The organism is Solidesulfovibrio alcoholivorans DSM 5433, assembly GCF_000702665.1.
Classification (GTDB): domain Bacteria; phylum Desulfobacterota; class Desulfovibrionia; order Desulfovibrionales; family Desulfovibrionaceae; genus Solidesulfovibrio; species Solidesulfovibrio alcoholivorans.
This window is the reverse complement of sequence record NZ_JNJA01000002.1, coordinates 67066-85558: the sequence shown is the minus strand read 5'-3', so window position 1 is coordinate 85558 and position 18493 is coordinate 67066. Positions and strand designations below refer to the sequence as shown.

14 protein-coding genes are annotated in these 18493 nt (G+C 67.0%); 12 read left to right on the top strand and 2 right to left on the bottom strand.

The window, feature by feature from the left end; translation table 11 throughout:
• The first annotated feature begins 1 nt into the window (after position 1).
• From Q368_RS0103640 to Q368_RS0103610, 7 genes are all read left to right on the top strand, one after another.
• Positions 2 to 970: a polyprenyl synthetase family protein gene (locus Q368_RS0103640; protein ID WP_029457380.1), complete on the top strand. Its 969-nt coding sequence runs from the start codon at positions 2 to 4 to the stop codon at positions 968 to 970.
• A 56-nt stretch (positions 971 to 1026) separates the two neighbouring features.
• The gene (locus Q368_RS0103635) at positions 1027 to 4023 is read left to right on the top strand and encodes an AIR synthase-related protein (RefSeq protein ID WP_029457379.1); all 2997 of its coding nucleotides are present in this window, start codon (positions 1027 to 1029) and stop codon (positions 4021 to 4023) included.
• Positions 4024 to 4252: 229 nt separating this feature from the next.
• Positions 4253 to 4759: a cytochrome c family protein gene (locus Q368_RS0103630; protein WP_029457375.1), complete on the top strand. Its 507-nt coding sequence runs from the start codon at positions 4253 to 4255 to the stop codon at positions 4757 to 4759.
• A 111-nt stretch (positions 4760 to 4870) separates the two neighbouring features.
• Positions 4871 to 6892 carry a methyl-accepting chemotaxis protein gene (locus Q368_RS0103625; protein ID WP_029457374.1) on the top strand — a complete coding sequence of 674 codons (2022 nt, stop codon included), beginning with the start codon at positions 4871 to 4873 and terminating at the stop codon, positions 6890 to 6892.
• Between the two features lie 256 nt (positions 6893 to 7148).
• The gene (gene rd / locus Q368_RS0103620) at positions 7149 to 7307 is read left to right on the top strand and encodes a rubredoxin (RefSeq protein WP_009109513.1); all 159 of its coding nucleotides are present in this window, start codon (positions 7149 to 7151) and stop codon (positions 7305 to 7307) included.
• Positions 7308 to 7353: 46 nt separating this feature from the next.
• Positions 7354 to 8559 (top strand): FprA family A-type flavoprotein, encoded by a 1206-nt coding sequence (locus Q368_RS0103615; protein ID WP_029457370.1) that lies wholly within the window; start codon positions 7354 to 7356, stop codon positions 8557 to 8559.
• A gap of 102 nt (positions 8560 to 8661) precedes the next feature.
• The gene (locus tag Q368_RS0103610; RefSeq protein ID WP_029457368.1) at positions 8662 to 9114 is read left to right on the top strand and encodes a PPC domain-containing DNA-binding protein; all 453 of its coding nucleotides are present in this window, start codon (positions 8662 to 8664) and stop codon (positions 9112 to 9114) included.
• 104 nt (positions 9115 to 9218) lie between these two features.
• Here Q368_RS0103610 and Q368_RS0103605 read toward each other — a convergent pair whose 3' ends face one another.
• Positions 9219 to 9980, bottom strand: a complete 762-nt coding sequence (locus tag Q368_RS0103605) for a glycoside hydrolase family 25 protein (RefSeq protein WP_052360011.1) — start codon at positions 9978 to 9980, stop codon at positions 9219 to 9221.
• 284 nt (positions 9981 to 10264) lie between these two features.
• Here Q368_RS0103605 and Q368_RS0103600 point away from each other — a divergent pair, with 284 nt between their 5' ends.
• From Q368_RS0103600 to Q368_RS23715, 3 genes are all read left to right on the top strand, one after another.
• The gene (locus tag Q368_RS0103600) at positions 10265 to 12229 is read left to right on the top strand and encodes a sigma-54-dependent Fis family transcriptional regulator (protein WP_029457365.1); all 1965 of its coding nucleotides are present in this window, start codon (positions 10265 to 10267) and stop codon (positions 12227 to 12229) included.
• Positions 12230 to 12636: 407 nt separating this feature from the next.
• Positions 12637 to 13818 (top strand): iron-containing alcohol dehydrogenase, encoded by a 1182-nt coding sequence (locus Q368_RS0103595; protein WP_029457364.1) that lies wholly within the window; start codon positions 12637 to 12639, stop codon positions 13816 to 13818.
• A gap of 376 nt (positions 13819 to 14194) precedes the next feature.
• Complete coding sequence (locus tag Q368_RS23715) at positions 14195 to 15487, top strand: glycosyltransferase family 4 protein (RefSeq protein ID WP_029457363.1); 1293 nt, start codon at positions 14195 to 14197, stop codon at positions 15485 to 15487.
• 704 nt (positions 15488 to 16191) lie between these two features.
• Here the strand turns inward: Q368_RS23715 and Q368_RS0103585 are convergent.
• A complete protein-coding gene (locus Q368_RS0103585; protein ID WP_029457362.1) occupies positions 16192 to 16557 on the bottom strand; it encodes a translation initiation factor Sui1 in 366 nt (121 codons plus the stop codon).
• 185 nt (positions 16558 to 16742) lie between these two features.
• Between Q368_RS0103585 and Q368_RS0103580 the strand changes: the two genes are divergently transcribed.
• Positions 16743 to 17747, top strand: a complete 1005-nt coding sequence (locus Q368_RS0103580; protein WP_029457361.1) for a zinc-binding alcohol dehydrogenase family protein — start codon at positions 16743 to 16745, stop codon at positions 17745 to 17747.
• A 61-nt stretch (positions 17748 to 17808) separates the two neighbouring features.
• Positions 17809 to 18351, top strand: a complete 543-nt coding sequence (locus Q368_RS22920; RefSeq protein ID WP_052360010.1) for a DUF6790 family protein — start codon at positions 17809 to 17811, stop codon at positions 18349 to 18351.
• Positions 18352 to 18493 lie beyond the last annotated feature (142 nt).

Genomic DNA, 18493 nt, shown 5'->3' with positions numbered 1-18493 from the left:
GATGAGCGATTTCGCGGACATATTATCTCGGGAAGTCCCGGCCATCAACAGCTACCTGGAGGAGCAGGCGGACACGCTCTCCCCCCTGGTCCAGCCGGTGGTGCGCCATGTGCTTTTGGCCGGAGGCAAGCGCCTGCGTCCGCTGCTCACCATCCTCGTGGCCCGCGCCCTGGGCCATCGTGGCGACGACGGCTATCCCCTCGCCTGCTCCCTGGAATTTCTGCATTCGGCCACGCTGTTGCATGACGACATCGTGGACGGCGCGACGCTGCGCCGCGGCCGGGAATCCGCGCACATGCGCTTCGGCGCGACGCACACCATCCTCGCCGGCGACGTGCTGCTCGCCCTGGCCAACCGCACCGTGGCCGAATACGACAATCCCGAGCTCACGCGCATCCTCTCCGAGGCCCTGCTCCAGACGGCCACGGGCGAGATCCTCGAGATCGCCCACCTGCGCGACGTGGACCTGCCGCTCGAAACCTATCTTTCCATCATCACCGGCAAGACGGCCTACCTGCTCCAGGCGGCCTGCCACTGCGGCGCGGTCCTGGCCGGCGCGGGCGAAACGCTTTGCGAGGCGGCCAGGAACCTCGGCGTCAACTGCGGCATCGCCTTCCAGCTCGTGGACGACGCCCTGGACTACACCTCCCCCGCCACCGTGTCCGGCAAGCCCACCGGTGGCGACCTCAAGGAAGGCAAGGTCACGCTGCCGCTGATCCTCTATCTTTCCGAGCTGCCCTTCGACGCCAGGCGTCGCCTGGCCGAGGACTTCCGCCAGGACCAGCTTTCCGCCGAGGACATCGAATATTTGCGCGGCAACATCGTCGCCGGCGGCCATGCCGAAAAAACCCGGGAGATGGCCGCCACATACCTGGAAAAAGCCCAGGCCGCCCTGGCGCTGTTCCCGCCCTCGCCAGAGGCCGAACTGATCGGCCAGGTGCTGGCGCCCATGCTCGCCCGGGACAAATAGGCCAGCCTCGCCGGCGGCTGGCCGGCGCACCCTCGGACCCCAGGATAGGAAACGCCATGCTCACCCGCCTCGCCGTGGGCCTTCGCCCGAGCGTTACCGACACGGTCGGCCAGCGCGTGGCCGGCAAGATCGACAGCGAACTCCATATGCCCGTGCGCTTCGTGCGCATCGTCAAGATCTTCACCATAGACGGCTTAAGCGAGGAAGAAGTCCGCGCCGTGGCCGACGCCGGCGTGCTGCACGACCCCGTGGTCCAGGAAGCCTCCCTCGCCCCGCTTTCCCCGGGCGGCGCCGAGACCGACTGGGTCATCGAGATCGCCTTCCGCCCAGGCGTCACGGACAACGAGGCGCGCACCGCCAAGGACGCCGTGGCCCTGGCCTTGGGGCTTTCCGAGGCGCGCCGCGCGAGCCTCGCCGTCTACACCGCCGCCCAGTACCATGTCGCGGGCCTGCCCGACGCCGCGGCCGCCACGCGCGTGGCCGTGGACCTGCTCGGCAACGACCTGCTCCAGCGCCACGAGATCGCCTCGGGCGACGCCTGGCGCGCCGCGCCCGGGTTCGCTCCCCGCGCGGCCAAGGTCACGGGCCAGGCCAGCGCCACCGTCGAGACCCCGGACATCTTCAACATGCTCGAGGACCAGATGCTCGCACTCGGCCGCGAGCGCACCCTGGCCCTGTCCCTGCCCGAATGGTGGGCCATCCGCGAATATTTCGGCCGCCCGGGCTTCAAGATGCGCCGGGTGGTCTGGGGGCTCATCCACAACCCCACGGACGTCGAGCTCGAGTGCATCGCCCAGACCTGGTCCGAGCACTGCAAGCACAAGATCTTCAACGCGGTCATCGACTACCGCGACGAGGAAGCGGGCACGGAACAGGTCATCGACAGCCTGTACAAGACGTTCATCCAGGGTTCCACGAAAGACATCCGCAAGGCGCTCGGCGACGACGATTTCTGCCTGTCGGTCTTTTCCGACAACGCCGGCGTGGTGCGCTTCACCGAAAACATGCACCTGTGCATCAAGGTGGAGACCCACAACAGCCCCTCGGCGCTCGACCCCTACGGTGGCGCGCTGACCGGCATCGTCGGCGTCAACCGCGACCCCATGGGCACGGGCATGGGCGCGAACCTTTTATGCAACACCGACGTCTTCTGCTTCGCCTCGCCCTTTTTCAGCGGCGAACTGCCGCCGCGCCTGCTCCACCCGCGCCGGGTGCTCGAGGGCGTGCGCGAGGGCGTGGAGCACGGCGGCAACAAGTCCGGCGTGCCCACGGTCAACGGCTCCATCGTGTTCGACGAGCGCTTCCTCGGCAAGCCGCTGGTCTTTTGCGGCACGGTGGGCATGCTGCCCGCGACGCTTGGCGGCAAGCCGAGCTACGTCAAAAAGGCCCGGCCCGGCGACTACATCGTCATGGTCGGCGGCCGCGTGGGCAAGGACGGCATCCACGGCGCGACCTTCTCCTCCGAGGAGCTCCACGAGGGTTCCCCGGCCACGGCCGTGCAGATCGGCGACCCCATCACCCAGCGCCGCATGTACGACTTCCTCATGCGCGCCCGGGACCTGGGGCTCTATAGCGCCATCACGGACAACGGCGCGGGCGGGCTTTCGAGCTCCGTCGGCGAGATGGCCCGGGACTGCGGCGGATGCGAGCTCTACCTCGACCGCGTGCCGCTCAAGTACGACGGCCTCGTGCCCTGGGAGATCCTCACCTCCGAGGCCCAGGAGCGCATGACCGTGGCCGTGCCGCCCGCGCAGTTCGCGGCCTTCATGAAGCTCTCCCGGGAAATGGGCGTCGAGTCCACGGAACTTGGCAACTTCACCGACTCGGGCTACCTGCGCGTCTACCACGGCAAGCGCACGGTGGCCTACATCGACATGGATTTCCTGCACGACGGCACGCCGCGCATGCGTCTGGCCGCGACATGGACAAAGCCGCAGATCGCCCGCACCGAACCGGCGATGCCCGCCGGCGGCCACGGCGCGCTGCTTAAGCGCATGCTCGGCCGGCTCAACATCTGCAGCAAGGAATACGTGGTGCGGCAGTACGACCACGAGGTCAAAGGTGGCTCGGCGGTCAAGCCGCTTTGCGGCGCGCGCCGCGACGGCCCTTCCGATGCCGGCGTGCTGCGTCCGGACCTGTCGCGCCCCGAGGGCGTGGCGCTCTCCCACGGCATCTGCCCGCGCTACTCCGACATCGACGCCTACTGGATGATGGCCGCGGCCATCGACGAGGCCGTGCGCGGGGCCGTGGCCGTGGGGGCCGACCCGGCGCGCCTGGCCGGCGTGGACAACTTCTGCTGGTGCGACCCCGTGGAGTCGGAAAAGACCCCGGACGGCCGCTACAAGCTGGCCCAGCTCGTGCGGGCCAACATGGCCCTGGCCCATTTCTGCCGCGCGTTCCGTACGCCCTGCGTCTCGGGCAAGGACTCCATGAAAAACGACTACTCCGGCGGCGGGGCCAAGATCTCCATCCCGCCGACGGTGCTTTTTTCCGTCATGGGCTTCGTGCCCGACGTCGCCGGGGTCGTGACGTCCGACTTCAAGGCCGCGGGCGAGTTCGTCTACGTGCTCGGCCTCACGCGCCGCGAACTGGGCGCGTCGGAGCTGGCGGGCGAGCTCGGCTTCACCTCCCCCGACGTGCCGCAGGTGGACGCCCTGCCGGCCCGCGAGCGCTACCGCAGCCTGCACGCGGCCATGCGCCGCGGGCTGGTTTCCGCCTGCCACGACTGCTCCGACGGCGGTTTGGCCGTGGCCCTGGCCGAGATGGCCATCGGCGGCCGGCTCGGCGCGGACCTGGACCTCGCCGCCGCGCCGGCCGAGGCCGGGCTCACCGACCTGGAGCTCCTCTACAGCGAATCGACAAGCCGCCTCGTGGTCACGGTGGCCCCGGAAAACCGGGCCGCGTTCGAGGCGCTGTTCGCGGGACAGGCCTTGGGCCTGCTCGGCGTCGTCGCCGACGGTTCGGAGTTGGTCCTGCGCCGCGGCGCGCACCTGCTTTGCGCCGAATACGCCGAGGACCTGGCCCACGCCTTCAAGGCCACCCTCGACTGGTAGCCTCCCGACCGCGTTTCCCACCCCGGACACCTTTGCCCGGCGGGCTTGCCCGCCGGGCTTTTTGTAATGCGCGCCGCCACGCCCGGTCTGCCCCAGCCACCGCTTCCGGACAGTCTTTTCCGGCAAAAAGGCGTGACTCCTCCCCGCCTCGCGGGATACCGCCTTGCTCCGGCCTCGTGAATGGGATATGCTTTCTTTATTTCCCACCTGTAGCGGAGGAGCCCTGTCCATGGCGGTCCTTTGGCGCGCTTTTCTGTCGACTTGTCTCACGGCCGGCCTTTGCCTCTGGATTCCCGGGCCCGTTTCAGCCCAAACACCCGCCGCAACGCCTCCCGCTGCGGCGAAGGACGCCTCCTACGTCGGCTCGGCAGCCTGCAAGGACTGCCACGCCAAGGAATACGCGTCCTACTCCCGCTATTCCAAAAAAGCCCATTCCTCGGAGTCGGTCAAGATCATGGCGAAAAAGCTCACGCCCGAGGAGCTTGCGGGCTGCTTCGCCTGCCACACCACGGGCTACGGCAAACCCGGCGGCTTCGTGAGCTTCGAGCAGACCCCGGCGCTCGCCAACGCCGGCTGCGAGGTCTGCCACGGCCCGGGCTCGGCCCATGTCGATGCCGGCGGCGATCCCGCGCTGATCAAGAACAAGCTCGCCATGGCCGACTGCGAAGGCTGTCACAACGCCGAGCGCGTGCGCAACTTCAACTTCAAGCCCATGCTCTTCGCCGGAGCGCACTAGCCATGCGCCCCATACTCTACGCAAGTATTTTCCCGCGTTCCAACCTTTCAAGGTAAACGCCCCCGGATATCGCCGTTTGGATTCCGGAGGCGCGATGCGAGGAGTGTCGTGATGGGTGTCTTTTCCCGTTCCCTTGGCCTCAAGGTGCTGCTGCTCGTCTCCGGCCTGACCGTCCTGGCCTTCACCGGCCTGTTTCTGGCCAACGCCCACTGGCAGCGTCAGGGTTCCATGGCCCAGATCGACAGCACCGCGTCGCGCATGAGCGCCATGGTGCGCATGGCCATCGAGGAACCCATGCGCCTGGGCAAGAATGCCGAGACCGCGGCGCAGTTCGCCAGGGTGGCGGCCGCGCACGGCGACACCACGGTCTATCTCACCGACTTCCGGGGCAACGTGACCTATGCCACGGACACGGGCGTGGCGCGCAAGGATTTCGCCGCCGTCGCCGCCCAATCCGGCGACGCCGACGTGGCCGCCCTGGCCGCCAAGAGCCTCGCCAGCGCGTTCCACGGCGGGAAGGTCCTGTCCTGGAACGGCAAGCCCTCTTTCGTCGCCGTCAACTCCGTGAAAAACGAGCCCGAATGCCACCACTGCCACGGCGGCTCGAAACCCATCCTCGGGGCCATGGTCGTGGTCCAGGACATCGCCCCGGAACTCGACCGCCTCGCCGCCGACCAGTTCAAAAGCGCCGGCGTGTCCCTGGCCGGCATGGTCGCCCTGCTTGCGGCGCTGCTCCTTTTCATGAAGCATTCCGTGGTCGGCCGCGTCCGGAAACTGGCCGCCATCTCCGACGCCATCAGCCACGGCTCCCTGGACATCGCCTTCAACGTGCCGGGCGAGGACGAAATCGCGGTCCTGGCCAAGAACCTCTCGGCCATGGTCGGCAACATCAAGGACCAGCTCGAATACAACCGCGGCATCCTAAACGGCGTCATCATCCCGATTTTCGTGGCCGACAGGGAGCGGCGCTTCGAGTTCGTCAACACGCCCCTGCAACACATCCTCGGCAAATCCGACGCCGAGATGCTCGGCCAACTCGTCGCGGACAGCTTCCGGCGCGAGGACGGCCGTTCGGGCTGCGCCGGCGTCCTCGATTCCGGGGAATGCGCGAGCGGATTTACCCGCTTCACGCGCACCGACGGCCAGGTCTTTCCCCTGCACTACGAGATCAGCCCGCTCAAAAACGCCTCCGGCGAGACGGTCGGCGTCATCGGCGTGCTCATCGACCTGACCCAGGAGGAAAAGGACAAGGACCACATCCGGGCGCAGCGGGCCAAGCTGCTCGCCGTGGCCGACGAGGTCACCACCGTGGCGCGCAACCTGTCCGAGGCCTCGGACATGCTCACGGCGCGCATGGGCGAGCTTACGGGCGGCGTGGAAAACACCGCCCAGGAAACCGAGCGCGTAGCCACGGCCATGGAAGAGATGAACGCCACCGTGCTCGAGGTGGCGCAAAACGCCGGCGACACGGCGCAGGCCTCGGATTCGGCCTCCCAGGCGGCCATCGACGGCGGCCGCGAAGTGACGCGCACCGTGGAGGAGACCCGCGCGGTCTCGGCCCGCACCGCCGACCTCGCCAACTCCCTGGGCACCCTGGAAACCCGGGCCGAGGCCATCGGCGCGGTCATCGGCGTGATTTCCGACATCGCGGACCAGACGAACCTGCTCGCCCTCAACGCCGCCATCGAGGCGGCCCGGGCCGGCGAGGCCGGGCGCGGCTTCGCCGTGGTCGCCGACGAGGTGCGAAAGCTCGCGGAAAAGACCATGACCGCCACGGGCGAAGTGGCCACGGCCGTGACCGACATCCAGGCGAGCACGCACCAGGTCGTGGCCGGCATGAACGAAACCAAGACCCGCGTGGAGCGCAGCGCGGACATGGCCGAGCAGTCCGGGGCGGTGCTCGCCCGCATCGTGGAGCAGTCCAACCACATCGCCGACATGGTGCGCAACATCGCCGCCGCCTCGGAGCAGCAATCCGCCACCAGCGAAGAGGTCAATGGCAGCGTGAACCACATCAACGCCCTTTCCCAGGACATCGCCCGCCAGATCGCCGACGCCAACACGCGTATCGGCGAGGTGCGTTCCATGGCCCACCATCTGGCGGAACTCGTGGAGCAGTTCCGGGAGGAATAAAGCACAACCCCGCGAAAAGGCCGGACTTGACAATTTAGTCCAAACTAAAGGATAGACTCGGGCAGGCGCGGTCGTTACGTTCGGCCACGCCACTGTCGGCAAGGCGTTGTCCGCCGTGGCGGCATAGCGGCGCTCCCGGACAGGGGCGGCCGCGCCATGGGGATATGACCTTGTTGCCGCTCAGGCAAGGGCGCATCTGCGGACCCGGCGCTGAGGGCAAATAAGGACGCCGCCGAAACCCCAAAAGGAGCTTCCCATGGACAAATACGAGTGCAGCATCTGCGGTTACGTGTACGACCCCGCCGCCGGCGATCCCGACAACGGCGTCGCGCCCGGCACCAAGTTCGAAGACATCCCCGAGGATTGGGTCTGCCCTGTCTGCGGCGCGCCCAAGAGCGAATTCAACAAAGCCTAACCAATCCCTTCCCGCCGCCGCGTTCGGGCGGCTTTCGAGGAATCCCATGCGACCCGTGGAAATCTGCAAGGATGTCTATTGGGTGGGTGCCGTGGACTGGGAGTGTCGCGACTTCCATGGTTACATGACGGCCCCCACCGGGACGACCTACAATGCGTTCCTGATCAAGGACGAGAAAATCGCCCTGTTCGATTCGGTCAAGGCCGGCCATGGCGACGAAATGCTGTGCCGGGTGGCCCATGTCACGCCCCTGGACAAGGTCGACTACCTCATCGTCAACCATGTGGAAATGGACCACTCCGGCTCGCTGCCCGAACTCGTGGCGCGCACCAGACCGGAGAAGATCCTGACCTCGCCCATGGGCGAACGGGCCATGCGCGCCCATTTCGATTGCACGGACTGGCCCATCGAGGTGGTCAAGACCGGCACGTCGCTCTCGCTCGGCAAGCGTACCCTCCAGTTCCTGGAGACGCGCATGCTGCACTGGCCGGACAACATGGCCACCTACATCGCCGAGGACGGTGTGCTCATCTCCTCCGATGCCTTCGGCCAGAACTGGGCCACCAGCGAGCGCTTCGCCGACGAAGTGAACCACGACCTGCTGCAAAAGCAGCTCGACCGCTACTTCGCCAACATCGTGCTCCCCTTTAGCCCCATCGCGCAGAAGACCATCGAGACCATCGAATCCATGGGCCTCGACGTCCGCTACATCTGCCCTGACCACGGCCTGATGTTCCGCACCCCCGAAGACGTCGCCTGGGTGGTATCGCGCTACAAGGAACTGGCCGCCCAGAAGCAGAAGAAAAAAGCGGTGCTGGTCTTCGACACCATGTGGCACTCCACCGAGCGCATGGCGCACGCCATCGCCACGGGACTGGCCGAGCACGGCGTGTCGTTCAAGCTCATGAACCTGCACGTCTTCGACCACTCCGACGTCATGGAGGAAGTCTGGGACGCGGCGGCGGTGTTCGTGGGTTCGGCCACGCACAACAACGGCATGCTGCCCAAGGTGGCGGACATGCTCACGTACATGAAGGGCCTAAAGCCCAAGGGCAAGATCGGTGCGGCGTTCGGCTCCTACGGCTGGAGCGGCGAGGCCGTGAAGGACATTACCGGCTGGCTCGAGGCCATGGGCATGGACATGCCCGTGGACGGGGTGCGCATCCTCTACGTGCCCACCCACGAACAGCTTGCGGCCTGCGTCGAAATGGGCCGCACCATCGGCAAGGCCATCGCGGACAAGCTCGGCTAGCCCGCACGGCGTACGTACGTTACGGGGGAATCGACGGGCATCCGCGATTCCCCCTTTTTTATGCGGCCCCGGCGTGCGCCCCGGCCGGGCAAGGAGGTCCCCATGATCGTTTCCGAAGGCCATATCGGCCGCGTGTTCGTGCTGCGCCTTTCCGACGGCGACCGCATCCCGGACGCCATCGAGGCCTTCGCCGCCTCGCGCGAAGTGACCTCCGCCGTGGTGCTCGCCCTGGGCGGCCTGGAAAACGGCAGGCTCGTGGTCGGCCCCGAGGACGGCCGGGTGCTGCCGCCGAATCCCATGCTCGCGGCCATCGGCGCGGTGCACGAGGCCGCGGCCGTGGGCACGCTTTTCCCCACGGCCCACCACGGCAAGCCGACGCTGCACATGCACGCCGTGCTCGGGCGCGGCGAGGAAACCCGTGCCGGCTGCGTACGGCCCGGCCTCGATGTCTGGAAGATCTTCGAGGTGGTGGTGATCGAGATCCTCGGCATCGAGCTCGCCCGCGCCCACGATCCGGAAACGGGCTTCAACCTGCTCGGCTGGGCGCCGCTGTAGCGCGGCAGGCGGCGCGCCCCGGGCGTACAGGCCCGGGTCGCGCCGATCCCCCTTTCGCCTGCGCGGCGCAGACGCGGCCGCGCTCCCGGCTCACCGGGTCTGCCTCACAAGAGCGGCCAAGCCTTCTTGAGCTGTTCCACCGTGCCGTTGTAGACATTGATGTCGGCATCGGGGCCCACGCCCTTGACCAGTATCTGGTTGTTCACTTCACAAGAAAACTGCCACAAGGCATACGTCCTCCAGGCCCCGTCCGGAAAATCGCTCACGGTTTCCTTGTAGCGCGCATACCACAGCGGCGTCAGGGAAAATTCCGTGTTCTTGTAATGCTTCGCAATGTAGGCCGCGCTCTTGTGGTTGACGTAGACGGCGGGATATCTGCCGAGGCGTTCCTTCACCCTCTTGATGAAACGCAACGCCTCGCCGGCGCGCATATACTTTCCGGATGTCACATCCTCCAGGTCGAGGGCCACGAGTTCGTCCGGCGCAGGCTTGACGGTATCGATGTAGTAATCCGCCTGCTGTTCGGGATTGCCCGCCTTGCCCAGGTGGTAGGACCCCCAAAGGTAGCCCCGCGCCTTCGCTTCCGCCTTGCGCTGCGCATACTTGGGGTCGAGGGCCCTGGTCCCGACAGTGGCCTTGTGGATCACGCCGACGACACGCTGCTCCTGCCCGAGGGCCTGCCAATCCACATCGTTTTGACAGTAGATATCAAGGACAAGCGGCGTGCCGGCATGGGTCCATTGCCGGTCGAATTCGCCTGTCCGCTCCTGGGCAATGGCGGGCGGCTCCGCGGGAGGCGGCAGTTGCACCTTTGGCTGGCAACCGACAGTAAAAAGGCTCGCGAGCAGCAACAAGACGATTCGCATTGCAACCATCCTTTTGGCCATGGCATGGGGAACCACTCTCCGCCCTTACCGCGCACACCTTGTCCGCGTTATCGCCCGGCCAGGGCCGATTGACAACCGTATCCGCGCCAGGCCGCGTCGATTCGGCGCGGCGTGAGCCCCGTCGCGCCGGCACTGCGGCCGGCCGCCTTACGTTCCGGCGTTTTTCGTGCTAGCGTGCGGAACCATTTTCCAGGATTGCTCCGCCCGAACCGAGAACCTTCGCGGACGGCGCTTCGCCGCGCCAGGCGCCGCAACGGCAGCGTATGGAAAGCCCACTCACCCCTCCCCTGTCCAAGGAACGCATGGCGTACATGGCCCTGCAATGGCGGCAGTTCCAGGCCGGATTACCCGTATCCCCCGCGGACGTGCGCCCTATGATCCTGGCGTCCTGGGAACGTTGCCGCAAACGCAAGCTCCCGGGCGACGCCATGATGCTTTGCCCCATCGACGCCGCGGCCCTCAAACGCGCCACCACGCTAAACCTGGATCTCGTCAAAAGCGCCAAGCACCTGATGGACAAGCTTGTGCGCTCCATCCACCTCTCCAAAAGCGTGGTCACCCTCGTGGATACCGCAGGCCTCGTCCTGCACGCCTCGGCCCGAAGCCAGGACCTGGAGAACGTGCCCTACGGCGTGCCGGGGCGGAGCTGCGACGAAGCCACCATCGGCACCAACGGCATGGGCCTTTGCATCATCGAGAAAAGGCCCGTCCACGTCATCGCCTCGGAGCACTACAACGCCTCGCTGCATTACTTAAGCTGCGCCGCGGCCCCCATCCGCAACGTCGCCGGGGAGCTCATCGGCGCGCTCAACCTTGCGATCAACACCGAGAGCTTCCACCAGCACACCCTGGGCCTCGTGGAAGCGGCCTCCCACGCCATCGAGGAGCATCTGCGCCTGCGCAGCCTCGTGCGCAACCAGAAGGTCATCCTGGAGCTGCTCGACGACGGCGTCCTCGTGCTCGCGCGCGACGGCAGCATCGTCAACAGCAACCGCCAGGCCTGCGCCATGCTCGGCCTGGACGGCAGCCCCCCGGCGGGCGAGAATATCCGGGCCTTCCTGCCGGATGACGAGACCCTGCGCGCCATCCTGACCGACCGCATCCCTTTCTACGACCGGGAGATCGCCTTCCAGCTCCCCGAGGGCAGGCTTTCCTGCGCGCTTTCCTGCGCGCCCTTCGGCGACGACGGCGTGCTGCTCACGCTGCGCGAAGGCCGGCGCATGCGCAAATACGCCGCCCGGGTCGCCGGGGCCAAGGCCGTGTACACGTTCGAAAACATCATCGGCAACGCCGCGCCGCTGCACGAAGCCCTGCGCCTGGCCCGGGCGGCGTCGCAAAGCGAAACCACCACCCTGCTGCTCGGCGAATCGGGCACGGGCAAGGAACTGTTCGCCCAGGCCATCCACAACGCCGGCAACCGGCGCAAGGGGCCGTTCGTGGTGGTCAACTGCGGGGCGCTGCCGCGCAACCTCGTGCAAAGCGAGCTGTTCGGCTACGTGGCCGGGGCCTTTTCCGGGGCGCTCAAGGAAGGCAGCCCCGGCAAGTTCGAGCTGGCCGACGGCGGCACGCTCTTCCTGGACGAAATCGGCGAGATGCCGCTCGAGGCGCAGGTGAGCCTGCTGCGCCTGCTCCAGGAAAGCGAGGTCACGCGCCTGGGCGGCAAGCAGGCCAAGCGCATCGACGTGCGCATCATCGCCGCCACCAACAAGGACCTGTCCGCGGCCGTGCGCAACAACGCCTTTCGCGGCGACCTCTATTACCGGCTCAACGTGCTGACCATCAGCATCCCGCCCCTGCGCCGGCGCGAGGGGGACGTCGCGGTCCTGGCCCGGGTCTTTCTGGACAAGTTCGCCGCCACCCTGCGCAAGCCGCGCCTGCGCCTGTCCCGGGAGGCCATGGCCGCCCTGGAGGCCCATCACTGGCCGGGCAACGTGCGGGAGCTGGAAAACTGCATCGAGCGCCTGGTCAACATCGCCCCGGACGAGCGCATCGACATCGCGGACCTGCCCCAGGACATCATGGCCGACATGGCCCGGGGGCCGCTCGGCGCGCCCGGCGAAGCCGCCATGTCGCTCAAGCGCATCCAGAAGGCGCTCATCCTCGAAACCCTGCGCGAAACCGGCGGCAATTTCCGGCGCACATCCTCGATCCTCAATATCTCCCGCACCACGCTCTACGCCAAAATCAAGCAATACGGCATCACCGCGGACACCTTCCGCGCGTCCTGACCGCGCAACGCCTTCGCGTTCGCTTCCCTGGCCGTCCGACTGTCCAGACGGATGACATGTCAACCTCACATGTCCAGTTCCTGAACATATCGCCGTCTGCCCGTGCCCACAGGCGCAAGCTATCCTGTTGAAATATAAACAATAGGCACATGCCGTTCCCGCCGCCCGGGTAATGGTCCGGCTTTTGCTAAACGTCTGGACGCGATGCAGGATGCTGCGCACAGACACAAGAGCCTATCCGGCAGACAATTTCCGTTGCGGCTTCAACGGATGGGGTCAACGCTACGCATCATCGCCGGATACTGAGGGCGCGACAAAGGGACAGCCGCCAGGCATCGCGCGCATTGCATCCAACAACCGGCGCTGTCTGAACAACACAACTTGCACAAACGACTCCGGAGGACGTCATGGCGGTTCAAGAACAAGTGTACGGTTTCTTCATCCCCAGCGTGACCCTGATCGGCATCGGCGCGTCCAAACAGATCCCCGACAAGATCAAGGCGCTCGGCGGCAGCAAACCCCTGCTCGTCACGGACAAAGGCGTCGTGGCCGTCGGCATCTGCAAGCAGGTCACCGACCTGCTCGACGCCGCGAACATGCCCTATGTGGTCTACGACGAGACCGTCCCCAACCCCACGGACAAGAACGTCGAAGACGGGGTCGCGATCTTCAAGAAAAACGGTTGCGACAGTCTCATCACCCTGGGCGGCGGCTCTTCCCACGACTGCGGCAAGGGCATCGGCCTCCTCGTTTCCAACGGCGGCAAAATCCACGACTACGAAGGCATCGACAAGGCCACCAAGCCCCTGATGCCCTACCTCGCGGTCAACACCACCGCCGGCACGGGCTCGGAGATGACCCGGTTCGCGGTCATCACCGACACCTCGCGCCACGTGAAGATGGCCATCGCCGACTGGCGCATCACTCCCGGCATCGCCATCGACGACCCGGTGCTCATGGTCGGCATGCCCCCGGCGCTGACCGCCGCCACGGGCATGGACGCCCTGACCCACGCCGTGGAGGCCTTCGTCTCCACCATCGCCAATCCCATGACCGACGCCTGCGCCATCGAGTCCATCAAGCTGGTGTTCAAGTACCTGCGCAAGGCCGTGGCCAACGGCCAGGACCTGGAAGCCCGCGAAGGCATGTGCTTCGCCCAGTACCTCGGCGGCATGGCGTTCAACAACGCGAGCCTCGGCTACGTGCACGCCATGGCCCACCAGCTCGGCGGCTTCTACAACCTGCCCCACGGCGAATGCAACGCGCTGCTCCTGCCCCACGTCGAGCAGTTCAACCTCATCGCCAACGTGGAGAAGTTCGTCGAAATGGCCAAGATCATGGGCGAGAACACGGAAGGCCTGGCCCCGCGCGACGCCGCCGAACTGGCGCTCAAGGCCATCCGCCAGCTCTCCACCGACGTCGGCATCCCGGCCACCCTGGTCGAGCTCGGCAAGCGCTACGGCAAGGAGGTCAAGGCCGGCGACATCCCGACCATGACCGCCAACGCGCAAAAGGACATCTGCAAGTACACCAACCCGCGCTGCGCCACGGACAAGGAAGTCGCGGCCATCTACACCGGCGCCCTGTAACGGACGCTTCCCCGCGTGTCCCGGAAGGCCTCTTCCTGCCGGGACACGCGGGTTCCGCAACGGATGACGGGGCTTGGCCCCTGCCATCGCCAAAGGGCTCGTCGCCCCGCCTCCCGCGCGAACTGCCATGGCGCCAACCGATGGAAGACCGTTCGCTTCGAGGTGGTTGACGAGCCCTTTTTCATGGCATGTTCCAGACCGCCGGCATTCCCTCGGAAAGCCACGCCGCAGCGGGCCGTGGCCGCGCCTTTGCCTTTGACAGCGCCGCCGGCAACGGCCAAAGATCGTGCCGGCACATGCAACCGGCACGCCCCAGAAACCGCACGGACACGCAGGCCCGCGACGCCGACAGGCGCTTGCGGCGTTCCCCCATGCCATGAACGGACCGCTCCGCATCGTCGCCTGCACGTTGTCCATGGGGACCGGAAACGGAATCAGCCGCATGGACGAGGCGCTCGCCCGCGGCGTGGACCGGGAACGGTTCCACTACACCTGTTGCCATACCGACATTGCCCGCCCGGAAACCGCCGGAGGCGGCGACTGGTACGTGCCGGTTTCCGCGTCCGGCCGCTTCGAGCGCCTGTGCGCCCTGTTCGCCGACGCGGACATCGTGCAGTTCAACGGCGGTTTCGACCCCGTCGCCTGCGAGGCGGCGGCCGCGGCGCAGGTTCCCACGCTGCTCGAGGTGATGCACCAATGCGACCGGGGACAACGCTCGCCCCGAATACACGCCACGGTCTGCGTCTCGCAGGCAGTCCGACGCGTGCAGCCCGTGCCGGAAAAGACCCTGGTCATCCCGAACGGCATCGATGTCGGGACGTTTTCCCCGACCGTGGCGCGTCCCGCCGACAGGATCATCTTCCTGGAAGTCGCCCAGCGCGGCAAAGCCGTGCACTTCCATCTCGACGACGTCGCCGACGCCCTGCTCGCGCTCGATGGGCGCATCGCGCTCCGGCTGGCCGGCAGCGGCCAGACCGGGCCGGACTCCCCGTGCGGCAGGGTGCGTTTCCTGGGCCTTCGCACCGACATGCCCGACCTCTATTCCGGGACGCACTTCCTGGTGCTCGCCTCGAAAGAGGACGCGTTCGGCCTGGCCTGCGCCGAGGCCATGGCCTGCGGCTGCCTGCCCATCGTCGCGGCCGACGGCGGCATGGCCGAGATCGTGGAACACGGGCGCACGGGCTGGCTCTTCGATCCGAAGGACCCGGGCGCGTTCATTGCCACGGTCCGCGAGGCCCTGGCCCTCGAGGCTGCCGGGGAAACGGCCGCCATGCGCCGCCGCAGCCGACGCGTCATCCGCAAGCGGTTCTCCATGAAAACGTGCATCGAAGCCTACGAGGCGCTCTATGCCCGCTGCGCGCGGGAAAACGGCGTCCGCGACGCCGTGCGCACGTCCCCCTGCCTGCGCCGCAGCGCCGAAGGACTCCTCGGGGAAACCATCATGGCCATGCAGGCGCGGCTGGACATCGAAGCGATCCTCGCGCCCTGGCTCGACACCCTCGCCACCCCCCTCACGCCCCTGGGCGAACCGGGAGACGCGTACTGGCTGACGTGCCGCGCCATGCTGCTGTCGCTTTTCACATCCATTGCCCAGGCGGGGTACGCGCCGCTTGCCGCCACGCTCGGCAAACGCCTGGCCGCGCTCTACCCGTTGCCGCCGCAGGCCTAGGCCGCATACAAAATTTTATACCCGCCCGCGAACGCCGCCGCATGCACTTGCGACCGCGCGCCATGGCAGCGCCCTGCCGGCAAAGCGCCTGTAACAGCACCGTAACAGGCCTGTGGCGTGGTCGCGGCATGCGCCAAATGAAAAAGGCTTCCCGGGAGCCACCCGGAAAGCCTTTTTCGAAATGTGTTGATCAGAGGAAGGATAATTTAGCTTATGCAGGAGCCATGCCAAAACAAAAACGCACGGTAATTTTTCGATTTGACCTTGTTTTTCAGCATATTGAACACAACGCTCGCCGCGAGTGTCACCGCCCATGCAGCCCAACCGCGTACAGAATTCTGTACCGCGCCGGCCGCGCCCGGAAAAGTGGGGCAAGGATTTGTACCCGGCGGCCATCCGCCCGAAAACGCCCGGTGCGGTCGATGGTTCGGCCCGACCGAGGGGACCCGGCAGCGGCCTGAGTCAAGGGAAGGAAGGGGGAAGCAAGCGAACGGTCCGTGAAAGGGCCCTGGCCGACGCGGAGGGCAGTCTACGCCGGCCAGGAGCGCGGGACATCAATACGGATTAACTCTTGCCCGAACCGCGGCAGGATGTCCACGCCGGCGCAGATCTTTCCGCCCTTTTGCAATCCTGGCGAAAGACATTTGCCCCAGGGGCGTTGCAGGCGAACGATGGCAGTTTCCCGCCGTGCGCGCGGCGAGCCCCTAGCCGCCGGCCAGCTTCACCGTATAGCCGAGTTTTTGCAGTGCCGCGGCAAGGGTTTCCCGATGGTCGCCCTGGATCTCGATGACGCCGTCCTTGACGGTCCCGCCGGCACCGCAACGCTGCTTCAACTGTTTGGCCAGGGCTTCGAGCTTTTCCGGCGGCAGGGCGATGCCGGTCACGCAGGACACGCCCTTGCCCTTGCGGCCTTTCGTCTGCCGGGAAATGCGCACGATGCCGTCGCCTTGCGACCTGCCCTGGCGGGACACGCAGGCGCACGCGGCCACGGGCTTGCCGCAGCCGGGACACATCCGGCCCTGGTCCGTGGCATAGACCAAGCGGGAATTGCCGTTTTCGCGAAGCGCCATGAAAGTGCCTCCCCCTCCCGGCGCGCCTGGGCGCACCGCAGCATCGGCCCCTCCTGCCCGAGACCGCCCGCCCTGTCCAGTGCGCGTGTCCGCGCGCTTGCCCGGCCGCGCCGGAGGGACTATCAAGGAGGCACCATGGGAAAGCAGGCCAGCGCCCTTCCCGGCCTGCCCCGAGGAGTGAACGCATGAAAGCCATCATCGCCACAGGCGGCTTCGCCGCTACCGATCCCCGGGCCTTCCGCGAAGAAGACCGGCCCGTTCCCGAGCCCGCAGGACACGACATCCTTGTCCGCATCGAAGCGGTCGGCGTCAACCCGGTGGACACCAAGGTGTTTTCCCGGCTCGCGGCGGGGCAGGAAAAGATCCTGGGCTGGGACGCCCGGGGCATTGTGACCGCCTGCGGCCCCGAGGCGCGGCGGTTCTCTCCGGGCCGGGCCGTATTCTACGCCGGCGACCTGAACCGCGACGGCAGCAATGCCGCGTACCAGCTGGTGGACGAGCGCCTTGTCGGCCCTGCCCCGGCCAGCCTCCCGCCGGCACAGGCCGCCGGCCTGCCGCTGACGAGCGTCACGGCCTGGGAAGGCCTGTTCGACCGCCTGGGGTTCACGCCCGCAGAAAACGCCAATACGGGCAAGAGCCTGCTCGTGATCGGCGGGGCCGGCGGGGTGGGGTCCATGCTCATCCAGCTTGCGGCCTGGGCCGGCATCACCGTGGCGGCCACGGCCGGACGCCCGGAATCGGCCGCCTGGTGCCGGGAGCTCGGTGCGGCCCTTGTCGTCGACAGGACGGACCTGCCCCGGCGCATGGCCGATGCCGGCATGCCCCACGCACAGGCGATCTTCTGCACCACCCACGCCCAGGAGCACTGGCAGGCCATGGCGGAAATCCTGGCCCCGCAAGGCGCGATCTGCCTGATCGACGACCCGGCGCAGCCCCTGGACATCACGCTGTTCAAGTCCAAAAGTGCCCGCATCTGCTGGGAATTCATGTATACGCGGTCGCTGTTTCAAACCGGGGACATGGCGCGCCAGGGCGAAATCCTGGAAAGCGTCGCGCGGCTCATCGACGCGGGCCGGCTGCGCACGACCGTGGGACAGACGGTCGAGGGACTTTCGGCGCAGACCGTGCGCGAGGCGCACCTGCGCCAGTTGACCGGCAAGATGGTCGGCAAACAGGTCATCATGCTCTAAACGCCGGCGCTTGCCTCAAGCCGGATTTTCGCTGCCGCCACACCGCTCCGCCGAGGTCGCCATGGAACGTCCCATCGCCTTCCTCTTGGCCCTGGTCGCGCTCTGCGCCGCCTCTGCCCTGCCCGATGCCGGCAGCGGCATCCTGCTTGTCGCCGGCCCGTTGTTCGGGCTGGCCGCGGCCGCGCGGAAAAAGGCGCGCAACGCCGCACTGCTGGAAGACGTCCTCAGGTATCTCGTCTTTTTCTTCGTCGGCGTCGGCGGCGTGTGGGGCGGCATCGGCCATGTCTTTTTCGCCGATAAAATCGCCGCGTCCATCGGCTGGGCGCCGAGCCCCTTCCAGTTCGAAGTGGGCATGGCCAATTTCGGCTTTGGCATCGCCGGGCTGCTCGCGCCCTTTACCCGGCCGCGCTCCTGGCTTGGCCTGATCACGGCCCAATCCGTCTTCCTGCTCGGTGCGGCGGGCGGGCACATCGCCTCCATGCGGGCCGGCAACTTCGCGCCCAACAATGCCGGCGTGATCTTCTACACCGACATCCTTGGCCCCCTGGCCATGCTGGCCCTGTACGGCGTCTGGCGACGCGCCGACACGCGACGGCACGCGTAGGCGCGGCCGGTTTCGAGTGTGGACGACACGGACTTTCGAACGGCTTACGGCCCCGGGTGCTGAAAAGGACGCTGCCGCGCCCGCAAGGCGACGGCAGCGTCGCGGCGCGCAAACGCCGAAAGCAGCGACGTGACGCCGCAAG